Genomic DNA, 24,648 nt, shown 5'->3' on the forward strand with positions numbered 1-24,648 from the left:
GAGCCCCGGTCTTGGACCGGGGCTCTTTTGCGTTCCCGTCCCGCCCGTATGCCACTTCTCCCCGGCATATGGTCAAGTCCCCCTGGAACGCCGAGGGGAATAGTCCGTGCGAGGGGGAAAGTTAGCCGGGCGGGCGCGCGGAAGCCTTGAACCGGCGTCGCGAATTGGCCAGGTGGCTCCGCATGGCGGCCGCCGCGGCAGCCTCGTCGCCATCCGCGATGGCTTCCAGGATGGAGCGGTGTTCCAGTACCACCTGGTCGAAATGGTCCCGCGCATAATGTTCGACGCCGGTCATCAGGCGGGTGCGGGGCATCGCGATCATGGTCTGCCCCAGGGCTGCCAGGCAGTCGGAGTAGTAGGGATTGCCGGAGGCCGCTGCCACGGCGCGGTGGAATTCGAAGTCCGACTTCATGGCGTGGGCAGGGTGGCCCGAGCTTTCGGTAAAGGCCTCCAGTGCGGTGCCGACGGCCCGCAACTGCCTGTCCGTACGGTTGCGGGCGGCCAGTGCCGCGGCCTCCGTCTCCACCCCCAGGCGGAATTCCAGCAGCTGAAGCCTGTCTTCGGTAGTGGCCACGGGGCGGCCGCCCGGCTTGGCCGAAGGCGCGTCAGTGGGTGGAGTGAGGGCGAAACTGCCGCGCCCGCGTTCGGTTTCAACGAGTCCCTCGGCCTGCAGCCGGGTCAGGGCTGCGCGGACCACCGTGCGGCTGACGCCGAAGTCGCTGATGAGCGTGTTTTCGCTGGGCAGCTTCTCACCCGGCTGGATGACGCCGTCGACGATGCGGTTGCGAAGGTCAGCGGCGAGATCCGCGGTGAGGTTCCGGCTCATGGGTCAAGGTTACGCGCCGAATTCCACGCTCTCCGTGGTCCAGGCGCGCGCCTGGTCGCTGAGGGTGACGCCGAGGCCGGGCCGGTCCGGAACGATCATCCGGCCGTCCTTGGTTTCCAGGCGCTCGTTAAACAGCGGATCCAGCCAGTCGAAGTGCTCCACCCAAGGCTCGCGGGGGTAGGCCGCGGCGAGGTGGAGGTGGATTTCCATGGCGAAGTGCGGGGCAAGACCCAGGCCGCGTTCGTCGGCGAGGGCGGCGAGGCGGAGGAACTGCGTGATGCCGCCCACGCGCGGGGCGTCGGGCTGGATGATGTCGCAGCCGTTTGCGGCGATGAGGCCCTTGTGCTCGGCGACGGAGGCGAGCATTTCACCGGTGGCGATCGGGGTGTCCAGGACCTGCGCCAGGTGGGCGTGGCCTTCGAAGTCGTAGGCGTCCAGTGGCTCTTCGATCCAGACCAGGTCGAAGTCCTCAAGGCGGCGCCCCATGCGCAGGGCGGTGACGCGGTCCCATTGCTGGTTGGCGTCGACCATCAGCGGAACGTCCGGCCCGATATGCTCCCGGATGCCTGCGACCCGGCGGAGGTCCTCCTTGCTGTCCGGCAGGCCCACCTTGATCTTGATGCCGCCGATGCCTTCCTCGATGGACCGTGTGGCTCGTTCCTTCACTTCATCGAGGGTGGCGTTGAGGAAGCCGCCGGAGGTGTTGTAGGTCCGCACCGAGTCGCGGTATGAGCCCAGGAGCTTCGCCAGCGGCAGTCCTGCGCGTTTTGCCTTCAGGTCGTACAACGCGATGTCGACGGCGGCGAGGGCCTGGGTGGCGACGCCGGAGCGGCCTACGGAGGCGCCGGCCCACGAGAGTTTGGTGTAGATCCTGGCGATGTCATTGGGGTCCTCGCCTATCAGGCCTTCGGCGACCTCTTTTGCGTGGGCGTACTGGGCCGGCCCGCCGGCGCGCTTGGAGTAGCTGAAGCCGATGCCGGAATGCCCGAGTTCGGTGGCGATCTCGGCGAACAGGAAGACCACCTCGGTCATGGGCTTCTGCCGGCCGGTGAAGACTTTGGCGTCGCTGATGGGAACGGTGAGTGGCAGGCGCGCGGTGGACAGCTTGACGTGCCGGATCAGATCGACGGTGCTCATGGATTCTCCTAAAGGCGTGGCGGGGCTCCATCGCCCACAACCTTAGGATATAAGTTGCAAACTTGTATTACAAGTGTTGACGCCTTCGGAAAAGAACCACGCCCGCCGATCGGCCGCTACTTCCTGATTGCCCCGAAACCTGCAATCAGGGCCTCGAGGCCAAGGTGGAAGGCGGTGTCCGCCGGGCGACCCCGCTCCTGCCCGGCCGGCGCGTCCTGTCCCGACGCCGAACTTCGCACGGCAGCCGTGAAGTATGGGGTGGATTCGGCCATGGATCCTGATTCGAAGATGTCCTCCGGTGCCGTGACATCGTAAGCGGAACCAAAGATGAAGGACTCCAGTGCCACGATGGACGGCACGATGTGGTCCTGGGGGAATCCGGCGTCGAAAAATCCCTTGCTGACGGTTTCGTACATGGCGAGGGTCTGCGGGGCGTCCGTAACCGGCAGGACGGCGATGACGGGAATCAGCGGGGTGTGTTCGGCAAAGACGTCCCGGTAGCTCCAGGCCCAGGTCCGGACGGCGTCTTCCCAGCCGCCGGCGCCAAATCCGGAGACATCCACCAGGGACATCAGGTGGTCCTCCACCAGGAGCAGGACGTCCTGCTTGGATGCCACGTGGTTATAGAGTGCGGACGGTGCCACGTCGAGCACCTTGGCGAGGGCTGCCATGGTCAGTCCGTCATAGCCCTTGCGGCTGACCAGATTCAGTGCGGCAGACGTAATCCCTGCCTTGTCCAGCACCGCCGCCGACGGCCTGCCCGCCCGCCTCCTCTGCGCGCCCCCGCTGGTGGCGGTGCGTCCGTGTGCGGCTGATACTGCCGGCATTGCTGCCCTTTCGTTGATGGTCTCCAGCATTATTCCATCCGGTACTTCCACTCCCGGCGACCACCGGCTATAGTTCTGATAAATGAATGACATTCATTTAGTGGTTTCCGTCACCAGGGAAGCCAAAGAGAGGACATCATGCTGAACCTGAACCGCGACGTCGTGGTCGTTGGAGCCGGGCCGTCCGGACTCACCGCCGCCCGTGAACTGAAGAAAGCCGGCCTCACCGTTGCCGTGCTCGAGGCCCGCGACCGCGTGGGCGGCCGCACCTGGACTGACACCGTGGACGGCGCGATGCTCGAGATTGGCGGCCAGTGGGTCTCCCCGGACCAGACCGCCCTCCTGGAACTGCTCCAGGAACTGAGCCTGGACACCTACCCGCGTTACCGCGACGGCGAATCCATCTACATCGGTGCGGACGGCAAGCCCGTGCGCTACTCCGGCGACACCTTCCCTGTGGACGCGGACACAGCCGTCGAAATGGACCGCCTGGTGGCCCTCCTGGACGGCCTGGCCGCCGAAATCGGTGCCACGGAGCCGTGGGCCCACCCGAAGGCCCGCGAACTGGACACCATCTCCTTCCATCACTGGCTGCGGCAAAACTCGGCCAACGAGGAAGCCTGCAAGAATATCGGTCTCTTCATTGCAGGCGGCATGCTCACCAAGCCGGCCCACGCCTTCTCCGCCCTGCAGGCGGTCCTGATGGCTGCCTCCGCCGGCTCGTTCACCCACCTAACCGACGAGGACTTCATCCTGGACCGCCGCGTGGTGGGCGGGATGCAGCAGGTTTCGCTGCTGCAGGCGCAGGAGCTGGGCGACGACGTCGTCCTGGATTCCCCGGTGCGCACCATCAACTGGGAGCCGGATGCCGACGGTGGGCACCGCGTGAGCGTCGAGTCGGACCGCGCCACGGTCAACGCCCGGTTTGTGATCATGGCCGTGCCGCCGAACCTCTACTCCCGCGTCTCCTTCAACCCGCCGCTGCCGCGCCGCCAGCACCAGATGCACCAGCACCAGTCCCTAGGCCTCGTCATCAAGGTCCATGCCGTCTACGCAACGCCTTTCTGGCGGGACAAGGGGCTCTCGGGCACCGGCTTCGGTGCTGATGCCCTGGTCCAGGAGGTGTACGACAACACCAACCACGGAGACTCCCGCGGCACCCTGGTGGGCTTTATTTCCGATGAAAAGGCCGACGCCGTCTTCGAACTCAGTGCCGAGGACCGCAAGCGCGCCATCCTGGAGTCCATCGCCGGCTTCCTTGGCGAGGAGGCGCTGGCTCCGGAGGTCTACTACGAGTCCGACTGGGGCTCGGAGGAGTGGACCCGCGGCGCCTACGCTGCCAGCTACGACCTGGGCGGCCTGCACCGCTATGGAAAGGACCAGCTGGCTCCCGTTGGCCCGATTTACTGGTCCTCCTCCGATCTTGCTGCTGAAGGCTACCAGCACGTCGACGGGGCTGTCCGCATGGGACGCCTGACTGCCGCGCGCATCGCCGAGGTGGCAAAGGTTCCGGTCGCCGCCGGCTGGTAAATAAGCATGCTTACTAATAGGCTGTCGGCGGGGAGCGTCCCCGACTCCAGACGAACGAGGTGAGGCATGACTGACGCCCAGAGCATCAGCAAGGTTACTGAGATCATCAACGATGCCAAGATCGGGATGGTCACCACCATCAACGAAGAAGGCGCCCTCGTCAGCCGCCCGCTGGCAGTCCAGGAAGTCATGGACGACGGCGACATGTGGTTCTTCACCGGCCTTGGTACCTCGCAGGTTGCGCACGTCCGGGCTGATCCGCGCGTCAACGTCGCCTTCGGCAAGAACACCGAATGGGTTTCCGTGGCCGGAACCGCCGAGGTGGTCACGGACCGGGCCAAGATCCACAAAATGTGGAACCAGGTGGTTGAAGCCTGGTTCCCGGACGGTCCGGACACCCCGGAGGTGTGCCTGCTCCGGGTCGAATCCGAATCCGCGGAGTATTGGACCAGCCCGGGGGGCACGGCGGCAACCGTGCTGCAGTGGGTGAAGTCGAAGGTCACCAACAGCCGGATGAGCGTTGGCGAGAGCGGAACCGTGGAGCTCTAAGCAGTACCAGGGGCGGGGCGGCTACGGCTGCTCCGCCCTTTTCAGTGCCTGGAGGACGGCCGGCAGCAGCACGTCATTCCGGCCCCACAGCGGATCCAGGATTTCCACGTACCAGGAGTCCGCGAGGAGCAGGGCCAGGGCATCGTTGGTTTCCACTGCCCAGTCCCGGATCTGTTCCTCCTCCACCGGGTTCTCGCTGGAGCCGAGCACCGTTGTGACTTCCGATCCGGCCAGCGTCACTGGGATGGCTGCGCTGCTTGCCTCACCAGGTGCGTGCGCCACGGTCACCAACTCGGTGCGGGTGGATAACGCCAGCAGTTCGCCGGCGGTGGCGGCGCTGCAGAATCCCGTGACATACTCCCGTTGCGCCGCGGCGCCCTCACGGATGCCGGGCTGTGATTCCTTGGTGAACAGCCCATGCCGGTTCAGCTCGGCCAGGGCTTTGGCGATGGGCTTGGTCTCGTTGTCGGAGCCCGGAGCAAAATGTCCGGGCTGGTATGAACTCCCGCCCTCCAGCCACCGGGCGGTCAATTCCCCGGCGGCCTCGAGGGTGGTGGCTTGGCGCCAGACCCCACGGTCCTCCAGCAGCCTTCCGAACTTGTCATGGACCGGCATATCCTCAGGCTTCATCTTCTGAGGCTAGCGCCGGTGCTGCTGCCCGATCCACCGCTCCCGACACAGCACTTAACGTCAGCCGGCTTGGTCGGCTGGCAGGCGGGACGGAATTCCCGCCGCCCGCTCGGCCGCCGCCAGGGTTGCCGCGAGGCTTCCAACGGCGTCCGGGTAGGTGGTGTGCGCGGCAGTGCGCAGCTGGTCCGCCCTCCGCATTGCCTTGATCAGGGCCGAGGTCTCCGGCAGCCGCACATCGGCCAGCGCGGGGTAGTCGATACTGCTGGCCGGATCGAGCTCATAGCGGCGCCAGCGGACCAGAAGCTCGTCATGGCGTGCTGTGGCGGCCTGATGGGCGGAGAGCTGCTGCCGGTGCTCACGGCGCGCCGCATGCCAAGCCAGGTACCGGGGAGTGCCGTGGTGGGCGCCAATTCCCGCGGCCACAGCGGCTCCCGCCATGACAAGCCCGGCCCAGGGGGACACCATGGCAGGAATGATCAACGCAGGAAGTGCTACGCACGAGCCCAGGAAGACGTCCCAAAAAAGCTGGTCCGGCACCTCCCCCGCGCGGCCCGCCCGGCCCGCGGCCCGCCGTCGTACGGAAAAAACAGTGGCGGCCACGCTGGCAACCAGTACCGGACCGCATAACAGGACCGCCCATGCACCCTGATGCAGTCCCTGGAACAGGAATTCGGCCATGGCTGACATTTTGCACCTCCAGCGCCCGCAGGCCCGGCCGGAACGCCCGGGCTGGTCATTCCATTGCATCGTCTTCCGGGCACAGCGTCAATGGCGTTAGGCCCCGGAATAAACGCCGAACAGCGCTGTTGTCCCGACTAGAGGCGCCGTGCAGGCAAGGAGACGGACGATGGTCAGGATCGCAGTGGTGGCGGGCAGTACGCGGCCGGGACGACGCGGCCGTGACGTGGCCGACTGGGTGCTCAGGCGCGCGGGGGAGCACGGCGGGGCCGAATTCGGGATGCTGGACGTGGCAGACTTCGATCTTCCGCTCCTGGACGAGCCGGTGCCGCCTTCACGGGGCAAATACCAGCACGACCATACGAAGCGGTGGGCCGCGGCGGTCAGGGAATTCGACGGGTACATCTTTGTCACCGCCGAATACAACCATTCAGTTCCCGCGGCCCTGAAGAATGCTTTGGACTACCTCTACGCCGAATGGAACAACAAGGCAGCCGCATTCGTCAGCTACGGGAGCGCCGGTGGTGTCCGGGCGGTGGAGAACCTGCGGCTGATCGCCGGCGAGCTCCAGATGGCCGACGTGCGGGCCCAGGTTGCGCTCACGTTTGCCACCGACTTCCGGGAGTACACCAGCTTCACACCCTCCGACGGCGCCGAACAGGCACTCCAGCGGCTCTTTGGCCAGATCATTTCCTGGTCGACCGCACTGCAAACGCTCAGGGCATGAGTACCGTGGACCCATGCGTATCAAAATGTGCAGCATCCACGTCCAGGATCCCGCCACCGCCCATGCGTTCTATACAGGGACCCTGGGCTTCGACACGCTCATGGCCATGCCTGAGTACAACCTCTACATCATCAAGGACCCTGGCGCGGATGACAGTTCCACCGGGCTGCTCCTGGAACCCAGCGACAACCCGATCGGCGCGGACTACATGAACGCCGTCCGTGAGGCAGGCCTGCCCGCCATCGTCTTCGGCGTCCCGGACGTCCAGGCCGAGTACGAACGGCTGACGGCCGCCGGTGTCAGCTTCAAGACCCCGCCCACCACGGATCCGTTCGGCACCAGCGCCGTGTTCGACGACGGCTGCGGCAACTACATCCAGATCCACCAGGACTGAGGGCTACTTCGCCTGTTCGCGGTCCTTCTTGGACTGCTTCTTCACGGCCTCATCCTTGACCCGCTGGGCCTCGGCGCGGACGGCCGCGTGCGTGGAGCGTTCGGTGACCAGCCACTGCGGCGGTGCCTGCAGCAGGGCGGTGATTTCCGCCGTCGTGAGCGCTTCCTCCACTCCGCCGCGGGCCAGGCCGCTGATGGAGACGTTGAGCTTCTGGGCGACCACCGGCCGGGGGTGCGGACCGTTGCGGCGAAGTTCGGCGAGCCACTCCGGCGGGTTGGCCTGAAGCTCGGCGAATTCCTCGCGGGTGATGGTTGAATCCTGGAACTCCTGCGGCGCAGCAGGCAGGTAGATGCCAAGTTTCTTGGCAACAGTTGCCGGCTTCATGGACTGGGAGTTTGCAGAGGTCATGCTTCAAGGGTATCCGGGCGGCGGGTACTGTGAAGACGTGCCCGCCGACAATACCCCTGCCCCTGACGCCCCCGATGCCATTGCCGGGGCCGAGCCGCGGATGCTGCGCATCTCCTACGTGGCAGGAGTGACGCCGGGCAAGTGGATCCGCCGGTGGGAGGAGCGGATGCAGGATATTCCGCTGCGGGCATTCATGGTCGACGACGCTGACCAGCTTCAGGTGCTGCGTGACAGTGCGGCGGACATGGCGTTCGTCCGCCTTCCGGTGGACCGGGAAGGCCTCAGTGTTATCCCGCTGTATGAGGAGCAGCCCGTGGTGGTGGCTCCCAAAGGCCACGAGATTTCGGTGTTCGAGGAAGTGGCGCTTGCGGACCTCGCACAGGAATCGTTCCTCGACGTTGCTGCATTGGGCGGACCGGAGGCGGCGCTCCAGGTGGTTGCCGCCGGTGCCGGGCTGGTGATCCTGCCCATGCCGGTGGCGCGCCACTTCAACGTCAAAGACACGGTGGCGCGGCGGCTGACCGGGACGGACGGAACGGAAATCGCGTTGGCCTGGCCCGCCGAAGCCACGGACGAGGTCCTCGAGGAATTCATTGGCATCGTGCGCGGGCGCACCGCCCAAAGTTCGCGGCAGCCGTCGGCCCAGCCGGTCAAGGAAAAGAAGGAAGCCAAACCTGACCGGCGGGGAACCGGTACCAAAAAGGCGCCCAAAGTGGCCCAGCGCTACGCCCCAAACCCGGACAAGGGCCGGGGCCGGGGCTCGCGAAAAAAGGGTAAAAGATAACCAATTCCGGGTTCGCCGGCAGTCGAATGATAAGTCTACTTGCGAATATGTTGCTAAGCATGCTTATTGTAGGAGGGTAGCGACGCGGGGTGACCAGCACCTTGCCACCTGCAGGAAGGCCGCGGCCCGATGACCAGCAACCTCGATCCCGATGCCCGGAGCAGTTACCGCCTGATCTCGCTGGCGGCGCGTATGATCCAACGGCGCCAGGACGATGCCCTGGCCCACCTTGGCCTGACCCGTGCAGCCGTTATCGCCTTGGAAGGGCTCACCGGCGGCCCGCTTAACCAGGAACAGCTCGCCGAGGAGATCAGGGTCCAGAGCCAGACGCTGGGCCGGGTCCTCACGCGCCTGGAAGCCGCCGGACTGATTACCCGGACCCGGCAGGCCTCGGACCGCCGGCAGTTGAAAGTGGAGTTAACCAATTCCGGCACCGCTGCCGTCGAAGCCGCACGGCAGGCGGAGGTCAACGCCTATCCACATGACTCCGACATCTCCTGGAAGGCCCTCCGGGAGGAGCTCACCAAGTTTGTCCACGCCGTGCCGCCCGGCAGGGAAACAGGTGTGGTCCCGTTTGCCCCGCCCGAACACCGTACCGGGCACCGGGCGCAGTCCAGCCGGGCAGGCGGAATGCGGGCGTGGGACCAACCCCGCCAGAATTGAGTACGCAGAAATCCTGCTGAAAGGGGCCTTCCGACCCCCTTGCGGGTCAGGCGCGGCAGGCGTCCTTGAGGGCCTTGACCGAGTCCGCGGGCACCTGGTCTCCGGAGGCGGCCACGTCGCCCAGCGGCGTCGTAATTTCCGCGGGGACCCCGGCCTCCCGGGCCGCGGATACCAGCCCGGCCAGCGCCTTCTTGTCCTCCACACTGACAAGCCCGTCCTGGACCCTGGCGCAGATCTGCTTGGTGACCTCCTGAGCAACGGCGGAGGCCGCCTGGGAAGCGGCAGCGCTGGCCGCGTTGCCGGCCGCGTCCCCTGCCGCACCGCACCCGGTCAACAACACGGCTGTGGACAATGCGGCGGCAAGGACTGTGTGGCGGCGGATCATGGTTCCAGCCTACCGGCGCGCGGGAACCCCCAGGATGCTGTCCAGCAGCCCGTTCCGGAATTTGCCCTCGGGATCGTGCCCAGAGGCGTAGGCGCGGAAGTCTGCGAAGCGCGGATACAGCTTCTCCCAGTCGTAACCGTCCGGGGTGAACAGCTTCCCCCAGTGCGGCCTCGCCCCGAAGGGCCGCAATGCTTCCTCGAGGACCGGCAGGAATGCCTCCACCTCGGGTTGCAGCGGCTTCCACGTGAAGTGCAGGGCCACACTCTGCTGCCGGAAGAACGGGCTGAGCCAAAACTCATCGGCGGCGCCGGTGCGGATCTCCGAGACGAAGAGCAGGGGTGCGAGCTGGTCCGCCAGGGCCCGGACCGCCTGGAGGGCCGCGGGGGCGTGCCCGATGGGAAGGATGAACTCGCTTTGCAGTTCATCGCCGTTGCTCGGTGTGAATTCATGGCGGAAATGCGGCAGCCGGTCCAGCCACGGCCCGGGCTGGTCCATCTGGATGGTGCAGTTCTCGGCAGACATGTCCGGCAGCGGGTGGCGTGGACGGAGGGCCGCGCTGGCCCCGTGCAGGTTGGCCAGTGGCTCTTCCCCGGCGAGGGCCTTGAGCCAGACCTGGTTGACGGTGTCACCTGCGTAGTCCGTAAAAAGGCTGACGCTGTAGGCGCTCGACACGATGGTAGTGAAATCCTCCAGCGCAGCGTCCCACGGAAGGTCTTCCAGGACGCGCTGGCGCATGCTGAAGCTTGGCCGCACCGCCAGTTCCAGCCCGGTGACGATGCCGAGGGCGCCGATGCCCACCACGCTGGCAAGGAAATCGTCCCCGTCCTTCCGGGACAGCGTGACCTGCTCGCCCGAGGCCCGTACCAGGTCAATGGACTCCACGGCGCCGGCCAACGCGGGGTTGTTGACGCCCGAACCGTGCGTGCCGGTCTGCACCGCGCCGGCCACCGAAATGTGCGGCAGAGACGCCATGTTATGGATGGCAACGCCGGCCTCTTCCAGTGTCCGGCACAGTGCCCCGTAGCTCACCCCGCCGCTGACGCGGACCATTCCACGGTCCGGATCCACCTCCACCTGCTGTGGGAGCGCGTCGAGGAGGACGTGTACACCGTCCGTGTCGGCAACGCGGTTGAACGAGTGCCGGGACCCCAGGGCCTTAACCCGCGGCGAGCCGGCGACGATGGCCGCCAGTTCGCTGACCGATTCCGGCCGCCGGACTTCGGCGGAGGAGTATTCAAGGTTTCCTGCCCAGTTCTTCATTGAGTGGCTTTCGGTTGGTATCAGGTTCATCCCACTGTCAGCGCTAACAAAGTGGGCTGTCAAGGCACTTCCGCTGTATGGGCGGCGGGGGCGCCTGATCCCGCGGACCAGCCCCTGGCTGACGGCTTGGCGCCGAAACAGCCAGGGGCGGTGCCCGGCATCTCCACTGCCGCGGCGGTTTTTTGTCAGGAGGCTTTTGGCTCTCCTGCCGGTGTGGTGCGCGGTGGCGGAACGCGGCGGCTGCCCGTGGCTTCGAAGGCCGCGGCCAACCGGAGCAGGTCCGTGTCGCTGTAGGCCTTGCCGGCGATGGTCAGGCCCACGGGCATGGCAATGTCCGCCGCGGTTCCCATCGGGACGGTGACCGTGGGGATCCCCAGGTGCCGGGGGACCAGGTTTCCGTTGGCCACCCACACGCCATTGCGCCAGGCGATGTCTGCGGAAGCCTCATTGGTGTCGGCGTCGGCCGGTGCAACGTCGGCGGCTGCCGGGAACACCACGGCATCCAGGCCCAGCCGGTCCATCCATTCCTCCAGGTCAACGTGACGGGTTTCCTCGAGCCCTGCCAGGCCTTCGGGCAGGTGCGGAATGTCGGCCAGGACGGGAACACCGTGCTCCCGGATCCAGGCGGGATAGTCGCTGATGTCGTCATCGAACCCGTCGTAGCGGTCCGGCAGCGAACCTTTGGGGGCGGGGAAGATGGCGGAGCCGTCCACGTCGGCAAGGCGGTTCAGCTGCGGATCGCCGTTGGCATCCAGGAAGTCATTCCATGCCCAGGCAGAGAGGTCCACGATCTCCCGCCTCAGATACTCCGGGGACACCAGTCCCCGCGTGGCGATAGTGGATGCCCCTGGCCTGTCCCCTTCGTAGTTGGACACCACGGGGAAGTCCACCTCGATGACCTCGGCACCTGCGGCTTCCAGGTCGCGCCGGGCCGCGTTCCAGAGGTCCAGCACCGATGAGCGTGTATCGATGCGTTGCCCGGTGGGACCACCGATGCCCGGTTTGGTCGCCGTTCCGGCTTCGGGATCGGCGTTGATGTACATCCGGGGGATGCCCAAGCGCTTGCCGGCGAGCACGCCCGCGGCCGCACCGGCGTCCGGCACGGACAGGTCAACGTACGACGCCGGCCGGACGGTTGATGCCCTGGGTACCTGAACCCAGGGCTGGACGCGCCAGAAATCCCCGCGTGCCTCGGCGTCATCCGCCACCACGACGTCAAGGACCTCCAGAAGGTCGGCCATGGTCCGGGCGTGCGGAACCACCACGTCCATGGTGGGTACCAGCGGCCAGTTGCCGCGGACTGAGATCACGCCGCGGGAGGGCGTGTAGGCGCAGAGGGCGTTGTTCGAGGCCGGGGCACGCCCCGAGGACCAGGTTTCCTCGGCGAGGCCGAAGGCCGCGAAACTGGCGGCAGTGGCCGTTCCGGAGCCGTTGGATGAGCCGGACGCGAACGCTGCGGTGAGGTAGTCCGCGCTGTACGGGCTCTCCGCCCGGCCGTAAACCCCGCGCTGCATCCCGCCATTTGCCATGGGAGGCATATTGGTGAGGCCGATCAGGACCGCCCCGCCGGCCCGGAGCCGTTCAATGGTGAACGCATCCCGCTGCGCCACCAGGTCCGTGAATGCCGGGGAGCCGGCGGCCACGGTGAGGCCCCGGACCTGGTAGCTGTCCTTCGCCGTGTACGGGATGCCGTCCAGCGGGCCCAAGGTGAAACCGGCCGCCCGGCGCCGGTCGGACGCCTGTGCCTCGGCCACCGCCTCGGGATTCATGACCACCAGGGCATTCAGGCATATGCCTGACGAGTCATATTTCTTGATCCGCTCCAGATACAGCCCCACGAGTTCCTCGCTGGTGACCTCGCCGGATTCGAGCGCGGCGCGGAGCCGGCTGATGCCGGCCTCCACGACGCTGAAGCCGAGTGCCGCGGGCACCGGTTGCTGTTCCGCCATGACTTTCACGCGATTCCCTCCCTCACGGCGGGCTGTTGCTGGGTGATGCAGTGGATGCCGCCGCCGAAGGCGAAGATGTCGCGGGCGTCCACCAGTTCCACCGTCCGGCCCGGGTAGGCGCGTTCCAGGATGCCGGCGGCGATGGCGTCGTTGGGGTCGTCGAAGCTGCACAGCACCACCACGTTGTTGGCCACATAGTGGTTGATGTAGGACCAGTCCACCCAGCCTTCATCGTCCTTGAGTGTTGTGGGCGCGGGAACGTCGATGATGCGCAGAGGCCGGCCCTGCGCGTCCAGTTGGCCGGATAAGACGGTCTTGAGCTGCAAGTACACGGCATGGTCAGGGTGGGCGGGATCGTCCTGGCGGTGCAGCAGGATGGTTCCGGGTCCGGCGAACGCAGCGACGATGTCCACGTGGCCGCGGGTACCGAATTCGTCGTAGTCGCGTGTGAGTCCGCGCGGCAGCCAGATGGTCTTGCTGGTGCCGAGGGCCGCGGATACCTGGGCCTCGACCGATTCCTTGGTGGCGCCGGGGTTGCGGCCCGGATCGAGTTGGACGGTCTCGGTCAGCAGTACCGTTCCTTCACCGTCCACATGGAACCCGCCGCCCTCGTTCACCAACGAGCTTGGCCGGACGGGCACGCGGGCCGTGGCGGCGACGGTGCCTGCCACGGCTTCGTCCTTGCCCCAGGCTGCCCATTCCTGGGCGCCCCAACCGTTGAAGATCCAATCCACGGCGGCCAGCGAACCGTCCGGCTGGTGCACGAAAGTGGGCCCGCTGTCGCGGAGCCAGGCGTCGTCGAGCGGAACCTCCACGACGTCGATGCCCGCACCGAGCCATTCCCTTGCGGCGGTGGCGTCGCGGGGGTCGGCCACGACGGCTACGGGCTCGTACCGGGCGATGGTTTGGGCCACCTTGGTCCATGCGGCGCGGGCGCGGTCCAGGGTTGGGCTGCCTGCGGGGCCGAAGGTTTCATTGGGTGGCGGAAAGGCCATCCAGGTGCGCTGGTGGGCTTCCCACTCGGCAGGCATTACGGTGGCGACAGAGGGGGAAACTGGGTTGGGGGCGGCGGTGGCCCCAACGGCGGTCGAATAAATGAATGACATTCATTTATTATGGCGAGACGGATGTGCCGTGCGCAAGGGTTACGTCGATTCAGTCCATGCCTGACCGGTCCACTGCTGCCAGGATGGCCCGCGCCAGTTCCGCCGGCTTGGTGAATTGCGGCCAGTGACCGGTGGGCAGGTCGACATATTCGACGTCGCGGATCCGTGCCAGTTCGGCAACGAACGGGCTGCCGGCCGCGATCCACTCCCTGAGCACCGCGGAGGGAAACTCGCAGGCAATCACGGTGGCGGGCACCGTGTAGCGGCGCTCGTCGTGCAGGTGCTGCCTGCCGTAGGCCACACCCTTGGGTTCGGGGATGGCGCGGGCCCGGAACGCCCGGCGGAGTGTGTCGTCAAGGTCTACGAGGTCGGCGTCGTCGAAGCTGTCCCACGGCGGAAGAGGGACGTCGTCGCCCACCGCGGGCAGTTCGTCGTTGATCACACCCCCTTCACCCAGGGGGCCGCTGTCCACGTAGATGGCCCGTTCCACCTCGTCCGGCCGTGCGTCCACGGCCCCGTGGATGATGGCGCCGCCTCCCGAATGCCCCACCAGGACCACGTTGCCGCCGACGGCGTCAACTGCTTCCACCACAGCATCGATGTGGTCTTGAAGTCCTATTCCGGTCCGGCTGGAATCCACCGATTCCAGTCCGGGCAGCGTCAGGGGGTGGGGCCGGTGCCCCGCCGCCTCCAGCGCAGGTGTCACCTCCGCCCACGACGAGGCGTTCAACCAGAAACCGGGTACCAGGATGATGTCCATGACCGCACCCTACTCCCCGCCCCCTGCGCGGGAGCAAGGCCGTGACCACCTCCGGCTCCGGCCTTTCCCGCCATCCCGGCCGCTCCGTTCGGAGGCTTCCCGCTCTGCCCAGCGCTGCGACTTCCCCGCAGATACCACCTTCTGCTGCCATTCGCGGTGGTAAGCCCGCTCGGCGGCCACATCGGAGCGGCGGGCCAGAGCGGCGATTTCCCGCTGCATCTTCAGGTACGAATTCCAGCGCCGCTCCTCCAGGACGCCGCCGTCGATCGCTTCCCGCACCGCGCAGCCGGGCTCACTGCCGTGCGCGCAGTCCGCAAACCGGCAGCCGGCTGCCAGTTCCTCCACATCGCCGAACATCCCGCCCAGCCCTTGCGCGGCGTCGAACAGTCCAAAGCCGCGCACCCCGGGGGTGTCCATCAGCACCGTGCCGTTGGACAGTGGCACCAGTTCGCGGGCGGTGGTGGTGTGCTTGCCCTTGAAGTCGCCGGACCTCACCTCACCGGTCTCTTGGACTTCACGCCCCGCCAGGGCGTTGATCAGCGTGGACTTGCCGGCTCCGGACGGACCCAGGAGCACGATGGTTCCCCCAGCCGGAATGCGGCCCAGCAGTTCGTCGATGCCGTCGCCGTTTTCCGTGGACGTGGTGACCACGTCCACGCCTGCCGCCTGCAGGATCACCTTCCCGACGACGTCGTCCGCCACCTGCGCAAGGTCAGCCTTGGTGATAATCACCAGGGGAGTGGCCCCGGAGTCCCATACGGCCACCAAGGTGCGTTCCAGCCGGTTGTGGGTGAGCGGCCGGTCAACGGGCACCACCACGCCAACGGTGTCCATATTGGCGGCCAGGACCTGCCCCGCTGACGAGTCCTCGAACGCGCGTTTCCGGCTGAGTTCGGACAGTCGGGGGAGGACGGCAAGGATTTGCCGCCCGCCGGCGCGGTTGGGGCCGATCCAGACCCAGTCACCGGTGACGGGCTGCCCACCCGAGAGCGGATAGGGCAGGTGGAGCAGCCCATCAGCGACGGCGACCAGCAGCAGGGTGCGGTCCACGCGCACCACGCGGCCGGGGCCGGTGGCTTCGGGGTTGGGATGCGCGGCGAAATGGCGGGCGACGGCGGGCGTGTAGCCGTAGGCGGATGGGCCGCCAGCTGTTGAAGTGTTGTTGCTGGCATAGGTGTCCAGGGCGTTGCCTGAAGGAAGATGCACGATGGTTTCCTCGGAAAGGTCCCCAGTGCAGGCGCGAGGTATCAGTCAGGTATCTCAGGAAAGGCGCGTGCAGCGGGAAAGGATGGTTGATGGTGTTGATGCGGGGCGCTCACGGCGCGCGGCAACTGCAGTCATCAGAACCACCTCCTCTCCCCCCTGCGGGCTCCCGTCATCCTGCCGGTACGGCAAGATGGGGCCGGAACCCACTGTAGTGGGCGCCTGCGTCGGGCACCAGAGGCAGGCGCTGCCGTTCAGTGTGGGTCGCAGCGCTTAATCATGGTGCGGGTTCTTCTGCGCGGCGCAGCGGGATGTGATACTTGCTGCGGCAGCATTCGGGCATTTGGGGGGATTTCGGGCGGATGGTTCTGGATACGGCAACCCTGCGCATCGCTTTTGCCCTCATGGCCCTGGTACTGGTGGTTCTCTTCTACTTTTCCGCATACCGGGTAACGCGGTCGCCCTACAGTGCATGGTGGTGCGGAGCGCTGTTGTTCTTCCTGGCGGGATCGGCCTGCTTCCTGCTCGACGGCACCCCCCACCAGGTCTGGGCCAACCCGCTGGGGAACACCCTGCTGGTGCACGGCGGCGTGGCGGTCTGGGCCGGGGCACGTTCCTTGCGCACGGCGCGCCCCCCAAAGTGGGCCTTCACCGGCATCCCCCTGGTCACGCTGGTTGCCTCCGCGCTGGACCACCCGGCCACCAACACGTGGTCCGGCGGCGCCGTGTTCCTCGCCGCCATGAGCGCCACCATCGGGCTGGCATCCCACGAGCTCTGGCGCCTTGAGCCCGGCTACTCGCGGGTCCGGATCCCCATGGCCGTGGCCGCGGGAGGGCTTTCCGTCTTCTACTTCTTCCGGTGGGTGGCGTTCCTTCTGGACGGCCAGGACGGTCCGGTGTTCGTCACGGTCTTCGGTTCCGCCGTGACCACCATGGTGACCATGGTGCTGCTGGTGGTGGTTTCCTTCAGCATGGCCGCACTGAGCAGCGAACAGCAGACACGTGCCCTCCGCGTAGTGGCCACCCGCGATGACCTCACCGGCCTCCTGAACCGCAAGGCGTTCCTGGACCTTGCCGCCGAGCAGCTCGCCGACCGCGCCATCACCCGCGGATCCGGGGCGCTGATCCTTGCGGACCTGGACCACTTCAAGACAGTCAACGACACCTACGGGCACGCTGCCGGGGACTATGCCCTGAAGGCGTTCGCGGATGCCTGTGTGGCGACCGTTCGCTCCACAGACTTGACCGGGAGGTACGGCGGCGAGGAGTTCGTCATCCTGGTTCCCGGGGCCAGCGCCGGGCGGGCGGAGGCAATCGCCGAGGAAATCAGCCGGCGGCTCGCCGATGCTGCCACACCGGACGGCCTGGAACTGCCCACGGCGAGTTACGGGATTTCCACCTACGACGCCGGCACCGCAAGCGTGGACCACCTCATCGCATCGGCGGATGCGGCCCTCTACAAGGCCAAGTCGCTGGGCAGGAACCGCGCCGCCCGCAGCGACGAAATGCTTTAGGCGGCGCGGTTCCGGACGGCTCCTACTTGGAGTTGAGCGCGTCCGCCTTCTCGGCCAGGACGGCCAGGGCCACGCTGTCCGGCCGCTCAACCGTGCTCTGGATGCTCACCGACATGCCGGTGCGTGCGGCTTTGAGGACGGACTCCATGACCTCCAGGACGTGGAAGGCAAGTGCGCCCCCCGCCCTGGGCTCCTTGCCCTGCGGGGTGGCTGCAAGGTCCGCGATGCCGAACCCGCGTCCGGAATCGACATATCCTGCCGAGACGGGAAGGGTTTCCCAGTCCTCCGCACCCAGGGAAAACAACTGGACGTCACCGTCAAAGTGGTTGGGGTCCGGTACCACCAGGGACCCGCGCTCACCGTGGATTTCGATGTTGGGACTCTTGGTTTTGACCGCGTCGAAGCTCATGAACAGCGTGGAGAGTGCGCCGGAGGCGTGAACCAGGACCCCCGTGACGTGGGAGTCGATGTTGACCGGTACTTTCTCACCTTGGCGCGGCCCCGAGCCGATAGTCCGCTCATTCCTGGTGTGGCTGGCTGCTCCCACTACCGAAACCACGGGGCCCAGCAGCGTGACCAGGGCGGAAACGTAGTACGGGCCCATGTCCAGCAGCGGGCCGCCGCCGGGCTGGTAGTAGAAGTCCGGGTTTGGGTGCCACCGCTCGTGACCGGGAGTAGCCATGGTGGCGGTGGCCGAGATGGGTACGCCGATCAGGCCATCGTCGATCGCCTTGCGCGCGGTCTGGATTCCGGTGCCCAGGACGGTGTCAGGAGCGCAGCCGACGACGACGCCGGCTGCTTTTGCTGCGTCGAGCACCTGGCGTGCCTCGGCAGTCGTGGCCGCGAGTGGTTTTTCCCCATAGACCGACTTGCCCGCAGCAATGGCCTTCAGCGCGATTTCAGCATGCGCGGCCGGGATGGTCAGGTTCAGGACCAGATCCACGTCCTCCGCCGCGAGCAGTTCCTCGACGGACAGGGCGCGGACTCCTTCATAGTCGTCGGCGACGGCCTGGGCACGTGCGCCGTCGAGGTCCGCCACGGCCACCAGGTTGACCTGGTCCAGCCGGCGGAAGTTGGTGAGGTACTGCGCGATGATGGCTCCGCAGCCAATGATTCCGACGTTCAACGGCTTGCCCACAACAGGCCCCTTTCGATGATGGTGCGGACATTGGTGTCCTCGAGGATTTCAACCCGGTGCCCGGGGGTGGAGACAAAGATCCGGCCCTTGCCCCACTGGCGGGTCCAGATGGCAGGGGAGGTGACTTCCCTGTTCCAGGGGTCCCACTCGCGGACTTTCTGGGTGGTGGTGGCCAGGACATCGATGTAGTCGTCCGAGAGCACCCAGTACTGCTCGGTAACGAGGTCGAAGTCCTTGATGCCCTTGGTGATGGGGTGCTCGGCCGCCGCCGGCAACATGTTGACGGTGTAGGTCACGTAGTTGTCCGACTGCTCGCCGATGCACTCGTCCGGGTGCTTGCCGGGGTGGCAGGCGAACTGGCCGCCGATCAGGTGCAGGTAGTCGGAGGTGTTCCGGTAGGAATCTGCGATTCCGCCGTGCCAGCCTGCCAGGCCGGTGCCGTTTTCGACTGCTGCCCGCAGTCCGGCGAACTCGTCCTTTTCGATGGTGCTCATGGTCATGCACTGCATGATCAGGTCAACGCCTGCCATGTATGCAGCGTCGGCGTAGACCTTGGGGGACTCCTCCACCCGAACCTCATAGCCGTTGTCCTTGAGGTAGGGGATGAAGAGCTCGGTGGCCTCGTAGGGCTGGTGGCCGTCCCAGCCGCCGCGGACGACGAGGGCATTCTTGCGTTCAGACATTGGGTTCCTTTTGGTTGGCTCCCGGCCTTAACCGGGGAAGTGTGGGTCAGCGGCTGGCGAAGGCAGCGTCGAAGGCTGCGGCCGGCGGCGCGATGCGGGCCAGCTCCTTCACCATGGCCAGGGCCTGCGGGGCTCCGATGAGCCGGTCCATTCCGGCGTCCTCCCATTCGATGCTGGTGGGGCCTTCGTAGCCGATGGCGTTCAGGGTCCGGAAGATGCGGTTCCACTGCACGTCGCCGTGCCCTGCCGTGACAAAGTCCCAGCCGCGGCGGGGATCGGCCCAGGCGAGGTGTGAACCCAGGCGGCCGTTGCGGCCATCGAGCTGGCGGACGGATTCCTTGACATGGACGTGGAAGATCTTGTCCGCGAAGTCCTGCAGGAACATCACCGGGTCCAGGTCCTGCCAGATGAAGTGGGAGGGATCGAAGTTCAGCCCGAAATTCTTCCTGTGGCCAATCGCGTCAAGGGTCCGCTTGGCCGTCCAGTAGTCGTAGGCGATTTCGGAGGGGTGGACTTCCAGGGCGAAACGGACGCCGACCTCGTCGAAGACGTCGAGGATGGGGTTCCACCGGTCCGCGAAGTCCTGGTATCCGGCGTCGATCATGGCCTGGGAGGCCGGCGGGAACATGGCCACTGCCTTCCAGATGGAGGAACCGGTGAACCCCGTGACGGTTTTGACGCCGAGGCGGGCAGCCGCCCGGGCAGTGTCCTTCATGGCCTCGGCCGCCCGGCGGCGTACGCCTTCAGGTTCGCCGTTGCCCCAGATCTCCGCCGAGAGGATGCCCTGGTGGCGTTCATCGATGGGGTCGTCACACACGGCCTGGCCGGTCAGGTGGTTGGCGACGGCGAATACCTGGAGGTTGTTCTTTTCGAGGATGTCCAGCCGGTCCTGGAGGTAGTTGTCGTCCTCGGCGGCCCGGCGCGGGTCCAGGTGGTCGCCCCAGCAGGCGATCTCCAGGCCGTCGAAGCCCCACTCGCCGGCAAGCCGCGCCACTTCCTCAAACGGCAGGTCGGCCCATTGGCCGGTGAAGAGCGTGATTGGTCGTGTCATGATTTCCTTGATCGATTGAAGCTGGTCATTGCCTTTTGCCGAGTACTGCTCAGACTTTTTGCCACTGGCTCGAATGCGCGGCACTGGACTCCACGGCTGCCAGGACCCGCTGCACTTGGAGGGCATCGGCGAAGGACGGCTCAGGCTGGCGGCCTTCGCCGATGGCAGTGACGAGGTCCACCACTTGATGGGTGAAACCGTGCTCGTAGCCCAGGCCGTGCCCGGTTGGCCACCAGTTGCCGACGTAGGGGTGCTCGGGCTCGGTAACGAAGATCCGGCGGAACCCGGCGTCGGGCGACTCTGCGGCGTCATAGAAGGACAGGACGTTCATTTCCTCGAAATCAAAGGCCAAGGAGCCCTTGGTGCCGTTGACCTCCAGCCGCATCGCGTTCTTCCTGCCGAGGGCGTACCGTGTCGCCTCAAAGACGCCGATCGCACCCGCGGAAGCGCCGCCGTCGAACCTTGCGCTGAAGATGGCCGCATCATCAACGGTGACCTTTCCGCGTGGTGCGTCGCTGCTGATGTCGCCGTGGCCGCCCAGACCCACCATGTCGCCCGCCAAGGGACGCTCGGGGACGAAGGTTTCCAGCATCGCCGATACGCCGGTGATGTTTTGGCCGGTGACCCATTGGGCGGCATCGATGCTGTGCGCTCCGATATCGCCCAGGGAGCCTGAACCGGACTTGCTCTTGTCCAGCCGCCAGGTCATGGGGGCGTTGGCGTCCGAGAGCCAGTCCTGCAGGTACTGGGCCCGGACGTGCCGGATCTCTCCCAGCCTGCCCTGGTCCACGAACCGCTTGGCCAGTGCCAGCGCGGGAGTGCGCCGGTAACTGAAGCCGCACATCGAGAGGACCCCGCTCTTCGCGGCGGTCTCCGCCGCATGCGTCATCAGCTCGGCTTCCTCCACGGAGTTGGCCAGCGGCTTCTCGCACAGCACGTGTTTGCCGGCTTCAAGAGCCGCGATGGCTATCTCGGCATGGGTGTTGCCGGGCGTGCAGATGTCGATGAGGTCGATATCGTCGCGCTCGATCAGGCGGCGCCAGTCGGTTTCCACCGATCCCCAGCCGAGCTTGTCCGCAGCGGCGCGCACGCCATCGGCGTTCCTGCCGGCGACTGCGGTGAGCTGCGGCTGCAGCGGCAGGTCAAAGAACCTCGGTGCGGTGCGCCAGGCGTGGGAGTGGGCTGCCCCCATGAAGGCGTAGCCCACCATGCCCACCCGGAGGGGTTTTGCGGTAGTCATGAAACGGTTCTTTCTACTTGCTGAAGCCGGCCGTCAGGCCACTGAGCAGCTGGCGGCGGGCGATGACGTACACCACGAGAAGGGGAAGGGTCGCCAGCACGACGGAGGCGAGAATGGCCGGAATATTCACGCTGAACTCGCCTTGGAAGGTCCAAAGCGACAGGGGCAGGACCCTCGTGGCGGGACTCTGCGTCAGGATCAGCGGGAACAGGAAGCCATTCCAGACGTGGAGGGCGTTGTAGATGCCGACGGTGATGACGGCCGGTTTGGTCATGGGCAGGGCAAGCCGCCACAACATGGCCCAGTCGGAGCACCCGTCCAGCCGCATCGACTCAAACAATTCGTTGGGGACGTCCCGCATGAAGTTGGACAGGATGAGGACACTGACCGGGATGGCAAAGGCCACGGACGGCAGGATCAGCGCCAGCAAAGTGTCATACATGTGGGCCTTGGTGATCATCCAGTAGATCGGGATGATCGTGGCGTGCAACGGTATTGCCAGGCCCAGGAGGAAAAGGTTGTTGGTCAGGCTCAAGAACTTGCCCCGGCCGCGGACGATCGCATACGCGGCCATGAAAGAGACCAGCAGTGCCGGCAGGACGGTGCCGAGGGTGACGATCAGGCTGTTGGTGAAGTACCTGGCGAAGTTGTTGTCCAGCACCAGCTTGTAGTTGTCCAGCGTAGGTTCCGTCGCCGGAAGCATCGGGTTGGACGTGAAGAACCCGGCCTGGTTCTTGAAGCTGGTGATCACCACGTAATAGATGGGGACGATGATGACGGCGAGCCACAGCCAGCCGCCCAGGCCGCCGAGGAGGTTCGGCCGCAGCCGGCCCGGGCCCTTGGTCCGGACAGCCGGTGTTGCGGCGATGGTGCCCGTGGCCGGAGACGGGGGAACCGGGAGTTGTGTCGTGGACGCCATCAGGCACCTTCCAGTTGGCTCGCGTTGCGGTTCTTTCCGCCCAGGCGCTGGAGCAGAAGCGCCAGTCCCAGGCCGATGACGATCAGCATGACGCCGAGTGCGCTGGCCGCACCCATGTCATTGGCCTTGAAGCCCGTGAGGTACATGTGCAGCGGAAGGAGCCGGGTGCTGTAGCCGGGTCCGCCACCGGTCAAAACGAAAATGAGGTCGAAATAGGCCAGGCTGCCCACCACCATCAGGGTGGAGGACGTGATGATGGTGTACTTCAGCTGGGGCAGGGTTATGTTCCAGAACTGCCGGAACCGGCCGGCACCGTCGATTTCGGCCGCCTCATAGAGCGAGGCCGGAATCTGGCGCACGCCGCCTTGGTAGATCAGGGTGTGGAACGGGACAAACTGCCAGGCGATCACGAAGACCACCACGAAGAGGACCAAATCCGAGTTGCCGAGCCAGTCCTGCGCGAGGACGGGCAGGTTGAATCCGGGGCCCAGGCCAAAGTTCGGATCGAGCAGGGCTTTGAAGGCGATGGCGACTGCCGCCGATGACAGCAGCAGTGGCAGGAAATAGAGGACGGCGAGGGCCGCGCGGTATTTCTGGCCGCCCGCGGTGAAGACGCCCAGCAGCAGGCTGACCGGAGCCTGGACCACAAACGAGAAGAACATGACCTTGGCCGTGACCACCAGCGCATTGCCCGTCACTGGATCGGTCAGTACCGTCGTCCAGCTGGCCAGGCCCTCCAGCTTGATCTCGCCCAATCCGTTCCAGCTCGTGAAGCTGAGGAAGACAACGCCGACGAGCGGGATAACAGCAAAGGCGAGGAAGAAGACCAGCGCCGGGACGGCCAGCCACCCCGAGGGGCCCGAGTCACGGACCCCCCGGTTGGCAGAACTAAGAACAGCCATGGCCGCTTACTTTCCTATCGTGGCGTTCATGGTGCTGATGAACTGATCCGGGCTGATCTTCTGGAGGAAGATCTGGTCCAGGTTCGACAGCATGGCGTCTCCCTGGGCCGGGCTGAGGGCCTGGTCCCAGGAGAGCGTGAAACTGGGGGCGTTCTTGGCCAGGCCGTAGACGAAGGTCAGGAAATCCTTGTCCGGCGAGGCCGCCAGCTTGTCTTCAATTCCCTTGACCACCGGCACGGCGCCGGAACTGATGAGGGCGTCCGTATTCGCGTCGGTGAACATTCCGTCCTTGACGTAGGCCAGGGCGGCCTTCTTCTGGGCGTCAGTCGCCTTGGCCGAGATGGACCAGAAGTTGGAGGGGTTTCCGACGACGTTTGCCGGGTCCCCCTTGCCGCCGGACACCGTTGGGAAGGTGGTGTAACCAAGTTTCCCACTCTTGACGAAGTCTGCGGCGTCCTTCTTCATGCCCTGGTAGATCCAACCGCCCTGCAGGATCATGGCTGCCTTGCCCGTGTACATCAGGGCCTGGTCGGCGTTGCTGTCGGCGGCTACGGAAGAGAAGCCATTGATGAATCCGCCTGCGCCGGCCAGGTCCTGGATCTTGGTCAGCGCCTCCTTCACGGCTGGATCGGACCAGGCGCCGGGCTTGTTGGCGGCGATATTGGCGAAGACCTCAGGACCGCCAATGCGTTCAACGAGGTACTCGAGCCACATGAGGTCCGGCCACTTGGACTGGCCGCCCAGCGAGAACGGAGCAATGCCGGCTTGCTTGAACTTCGGCACCAGGGCCATCAGTTCGTCCCAGGTCTTCGGCGGCTGGGCACCGACTTTGTCAAAGACGTCTTTGTTGAAGTAGAGGACTACGGGCTGGACGTTGTTGTTGGGCAGCGCGTACGTCTTGCCGTTTACTTCACCGTTCTTGAGGACCGACGGAAGGTAGCGGTCCTTGACCTGCGGGTTGTCCTTGATGAAGTTGGACAGGTCATCCACCTGGCCGGCATCGACGTAGGACTTAAGGACGCCGCCGCCCCAGCCGTAGATGAAGGTGGGTCCTTCGCCGGCGCCGACGGCGGTGCGGACTTTTGTCTTGTAAGCGTCGTTGGCGAAGAAATCCAGTTTGATCGACTTGTCCGGATTCGCCTGGTTCCAGTCGTCTACCGACTTCTGCAGGACAGGCTGGTTGCCGCCGGTCAGGCCCCACATGCTGGCCGAGTCACTGCTGACGTTGGAACCGGCCGGTCCTGACGAACCGCAGGCGGCGATGCTGACTGCCAATCCCGCGGCGGTGATCGCCAAGGCTGCCGAGCGCAACTTTCGAAATGTCATGTCGTTTCCGTTCATCCTCCGGGCTCAACGCTGGGTCCCGGTAACGTATTAAGCGGGCA

At 65.9% G+C, this 24,648-nt stretch carries 26 protein-coding genes; 7 read left to right on the forward strand and 19 right to left on the reverse strand.

Annotation, left to right across the window (positions count from 1 at the left end; translation table 11 throughout):
• Positions 1-121: 121 nt before the first annotated feature.
• The 3 genes from AB4Y79_RS04925 to AB4Y79_RS04935 all read right to left on the reverse strand — a co-directional run bounded on the left by AB4Y79_RS04925 (position 122) and on the right by AB4Y79_RS04935 (position 2,790).
• Entirely contained in the window at positions 122-826 is a 705-nt protein-coding gene (locus tag AB4Y79_RS04925) for a FadR/GntR family transcriptional regulator (RefSeq protein ID WP_441859275.1), read from the reverse strand.
• 9 nt (positions 827-835) lie between these two features.
• The gene (locus AB4Y79_RS04930) at positions 836-1,963 is read right to left on the reverse strand and encodes an L-talarate/galactarate dehydratase (RefSeq protein ID WP_441859278.1); all 1,128 of its coding nucleotides are present in this window, start codon (positions 1,961-1,963) and stop codon (positions 836-838) included.
• Positions 1,964-2,079: 116 nt separating this feature from the next.
• Positions 2,080-2,790 carry a TetR/AcrR family transcriptional regulator gene (locus tag AB4Y79_RS04935; protein ID WP_441859281.1) on the reverse strand — a complete coding sequence of 237 codons (711 nt, stop codon included), beginning with the start codon at positions 2,788-2,790 and terminating at the stop codon, positions 2,080-2,082.
• 138 nt (positions 2,791-2,928) lie between these two features.
• On the opposite strand from AB4Y79_RS04935, the gene AB4Y79_RS04940 reads away from it, so the two are divergent.
• Positions 2,929-4,320, forward strand: coding sequence for a flavin monoamine oxidase family protein (locus tag AB4Y79_RS04940; protein ID WP_441859284.1), 1,392 nt, complete (start codon positions 2,929-2,931; stop codon positions 4,318-4,320).
• Between the two features lie 66 nt (positions 4,321-4,386).
• Complete coding sequence (locus tag AB4Y79_RS04945) at positions 4,387-4,869, forward strand: pyridoxamine 5'-phosphate oxidase family protein (RefSeq protein ID WP_441859286.1); 483 nt, start codon at positions 4,387-4,389, stop codon at positions 4,867-4,869.
• A 21-nt stretch (positions 4,870-4,890) separates the two neighbouring features.
• Here AB4Y79_RS04945 and AB4Y79_RS04950 read toward each other — a convergent pair whose 3' ends face one another.
• Both AB4Y79_RS04950 and AB4Y79_RS04955 read right to left on the reverse strand, forming a co-directional pair.
• Positions 4,891-5,499, reverse strand: coding sequence for a DUF6919 domain-containing protein (locus tag AB4Y79_RS04950; protein ID WP_441859289.1), 609 nt, complete (start codon positions 5,497-5,499; stop codon positions 4,891-4,893).
• 60 nt (positions 5,500-5,559) lie between these two features.
• Positions 5,560-6,177, reverse strand: coding sequence for a hypothetical protein (locus AB4Y79_RS04955; protein ID WP_441859291.1), 618 nt, complete (start codon positions 6,175-6,177; stop codon positions 5,560-5,562).
• A gap of 169 nt (positions 6,178-6,346) precedes the next feature.
• On the opposite strand from AB4Y79_RS04955, the gene AB4Y79_RS04960 reads away from it, so the two are divergent.
• Positions 6,347-6,904 carry an NADPH-dependent FMN reductase gene (locus tag AB4Y79_RS04960; RefSeq protein WP_441859294.1) on the forward strand — a complete coding sequence of 186 codons (558 nt, stop codon included), beginning with the start codon at positions 6,347-6,349 and terminating at the stop codon, positions 6,902-6,904.
• A 13-nt stretch (positions 6,905-6,917) separates the two neighbouring features.
• Complete coding sequence (locus tag AB4Y79_RS04965) at positions 6,918-7,298, forward strand: VOC family protein (protein WP_308929201.1); 381 nt, start codon at positions 6,918-6,920, stop codon at positions 7,296-7,298.
• 3 nt (positions 7,299-7,301) lie between these two features.
• Here AB4Y79_RS04965 and AB4Y79_RS04970 read toward each other — a convergent pair whose 3' ends face one another.
• On the reverse strand, positions 7,302-7,706 hold the full coding sequence (locus AB4Y79_RS04970) for a DUF5997 family protein (RefSeq protein WP_441859297.1): 405 nt from the start codon (positions 7,704-7,706) through the stop codon (positions 7,302-7,304).
• Between the two features lie 100 nt (positions 7,707-7,806).
• On the opposite strand from AB4Y79_RS04970, the gene AB4Y79_RS04975 reads away from it, so the two are divergent.
• Both AB4Y79_RS04975 and AB4Y79_RS04980 read left to right on the forward strand, forming a co-directional pair.
• Positions 7,807-8,490: a LysR substrate-binding domain-containing protein gene (locus AB4Y79_RS04975; protein WP_441859512.1), complete on the forward strand. Its 684-nt coding sequence runs from the start codon at positions 7,807-7,809 to the stop codon at positions 8,488-8,490.
• 129 nt (positions 8,491-8,619) lie between these two features.
• The gene (locus AB4Y79_RS04980) at positions 8,620-9,153 is read left to right on the forward strand and encodes a MarR family winged helix-turn-helix transcriptional regulator (RefSeq protein ID WP_441859299.1); all 534 of its coding nucleotides are present in this window, start codon (positions 8,620-8,622) and stop codon (positions 9,151-9,153) included.
• Between the two features lie 46 nt (positions 9,154-9,199).
• Here the strand turns inward: AB4Y79_RS04980 and AB4Y79_RS04985 are convergent, their stop codons facing one another.
• From AB4Y79_RS04985 to rsgA, 6 genes are all read right to left on the reverse strand, one after another.
• Complete coding sequence (locus AB4Y79_RS04985; RefSeq protein ID WP_308929197.1) at positions 9,200-9,538, reverse strand: hypothetical protein; 339 nt, start codon at positions 9,536-9,538, stop codon at positions 9,200-9,202.
• Between the two features lie 9 nt (positions 9,539-9,547).
• Complete coding sequence (locus AB4Y79_RS04990) at positions 9,548-10,798, reverse strand: D-arabinono-1,4-lactone oxidase (RefSeq protein ID WP_441859302.1); 1,251 nt, start codon at positions 10,796-10,798, stop codon at positions 9,548-9,550.
• Between the two features lie 185 nt (positions 10,799-10,983).
• Positions 10,984-12,747 (reverse strand): amidase, encoded by a 1,764-nt coding sequence (locus AB4Y79_RS04995; protein WP_441859305.1) that lies wholly within the window; start codon positions 12,745-12,747, stop codon positions 10,984-10,986.
• Between the two features lie 5 nt (positions 12,748-12,752).
• Entirely contained in the window at positions 12,753-13,853 is a 1,101-nt protein-coding gene (locus AB4Y79_RS05000; protein ID WP_441859307.1) for an agmatine deiminase family protein, read from the reverse strand.
• Between the two features lie 49 nt (positions 13,854-13,902).
• A complete protein-coding gene (locus AB4Y79_RS05005) occupies positions 13,903-14,613 on the reverse strand; it encodes an alpha/beta fold hydrolase (protein WP_441859310.1) in 711 nt (236 codons plus the stop codon).
• Between the two features lie 9 nt (positions 14,614-14,622).
• The gene (gene rsgA, locus AB4Y79_RS05010; protein ID WP_441859313.1) at positions 14,623-15,819 is read right to left on the reverse strand and encodes a ribosome small subunit-dependent GTPase A; all 1,197 of its coding nucleotides are present in this window, start codon (positions 15,817-15,819) and stop codon (positions 14,623-14,625) included.
• Positions 15,820-16,178: 359 nt separating this feature from the next.
• Between rsgA and AB4Y79_RS05015 the strand changes: the two genes are divergently transcribed.
• Entirely contained in the window at positions 16,179-17,330 is a 1,152-nt protein-coding gene (locus tag AB4Y79_RS05015) for a diguanylate cyclase (RefSeq protein ID WP_441859316.1), read from the forward strand.
• A gap of 22 nt (positions 17,331-17,352) precedes the next feature.
• Here the strand turns inward: AB4Y79_RS05015 and AB4Y79_RS05020 are convergent, their stop codons facing one another.
• Genes AB4Y79_RS05020 through AB4Y79_RS05050 form a run of 7 tightly spaced genes read right to left on the reverse strand, consistent with a single transcriptional unit; the run spans position 17,353 to position 24,589 of the window.
• Complete coding sequence (locus AB4Y79_RS05020) at positions 17,353-18,468, reverse strand: Gfo/Idh/MocA family protein (protein ID WP_441859319.1); 1,116 nt, start codon at positions 18,466-18,468, stop codon at positions 17,353-17,355.
• Positions 18,453-19,151, reverse strand: a complete 699-nt coding sequence (locus tag AB4Y79_RS05025) for a ThuA domain-containing protein (RefSeq protein WP_441859321.1) — start codon at positions 19,149-19,151, stop codon at positions 18,453-18,455. Before AB4Y79_RS05025 ends, AB4Y79_RS05020 begins: the two co-directional genes overlap by 16 nt.
• Positions 19,152-19,197: 46 nt before the next feature.
• Positions 19,198-20,202: a sugar phosphate isomerase/epimerase family protein gene (locus AB4Y79_RS05030; RefSeq protein WP_441859324.1), complete on the reverse strand. Its 1,005-nt coding sequence runs from the start codon at positions 20,200-20,202 to the stop codon at positions 19,198-19,200.
• Positions 20,203-20,251: 49 nt separating this feature from the next.
• A complete protein-coding gene (locus tag AB4Y79_RS05035; RefSeq protein ID WP_441859327.1) occupies positions 20,252-21,442 on the reverse strand; it encodes a Gfo/Idh/MocA family protein in 1,191 nt (396 codons plus the stop codon).
• Positions 21,443-21,455: 13 nt separating this feature from the next.
• Positions 21,456-22,361: a carbohydrate ABC transporter permease gene (locus AB4Y79_RS05040; protein WP_441859330.1), complete on the reverse strand. Its 906-nt coding sequence runs from the start codon at positions 22,359-22,361 to the stop codon at positions 21,456-21,458.
• Positions 22,361-23,263 (reverse strand): carbohydrate ABC transporter permease, encoded by a 903-nt coding sequence (locus AB4Y79_RS05045; RefSeq protein WP_441859332.1) that lies wholly within the window; start codon positions 23,261-23,263, stop codon positions 22,361-22,363. Before AB4Y79_RS05045 ends, AB4Y79_RS05040 begins: the two co-directional genes overlap by 1 nt.
• A 6-nt stretch (positions 23,264-23,269) precedes the next feature.
• Entirely contained in the window at positions 23,270-24,589 is a 1,320-nt protein-coding gene (locus tag AB4Y79_RS05050) for an extracellular solute-binding protein (RefSeq protein ID WP_441859333.1), read from the reverse strand.
• Positions 24,590-24,648: the final 59 nt, after the last annotated feature.

The organism is Pseudarthrobacter sp. YAF2 (assembly GCF_052113345.1).
In the GTDB taxonomy this organism is placed as follows: domain Bacteria; phylum Actinomycetota; class Actinomycetes; order Actinomycetales; family Micrococcaceae; genus Arthrobacter.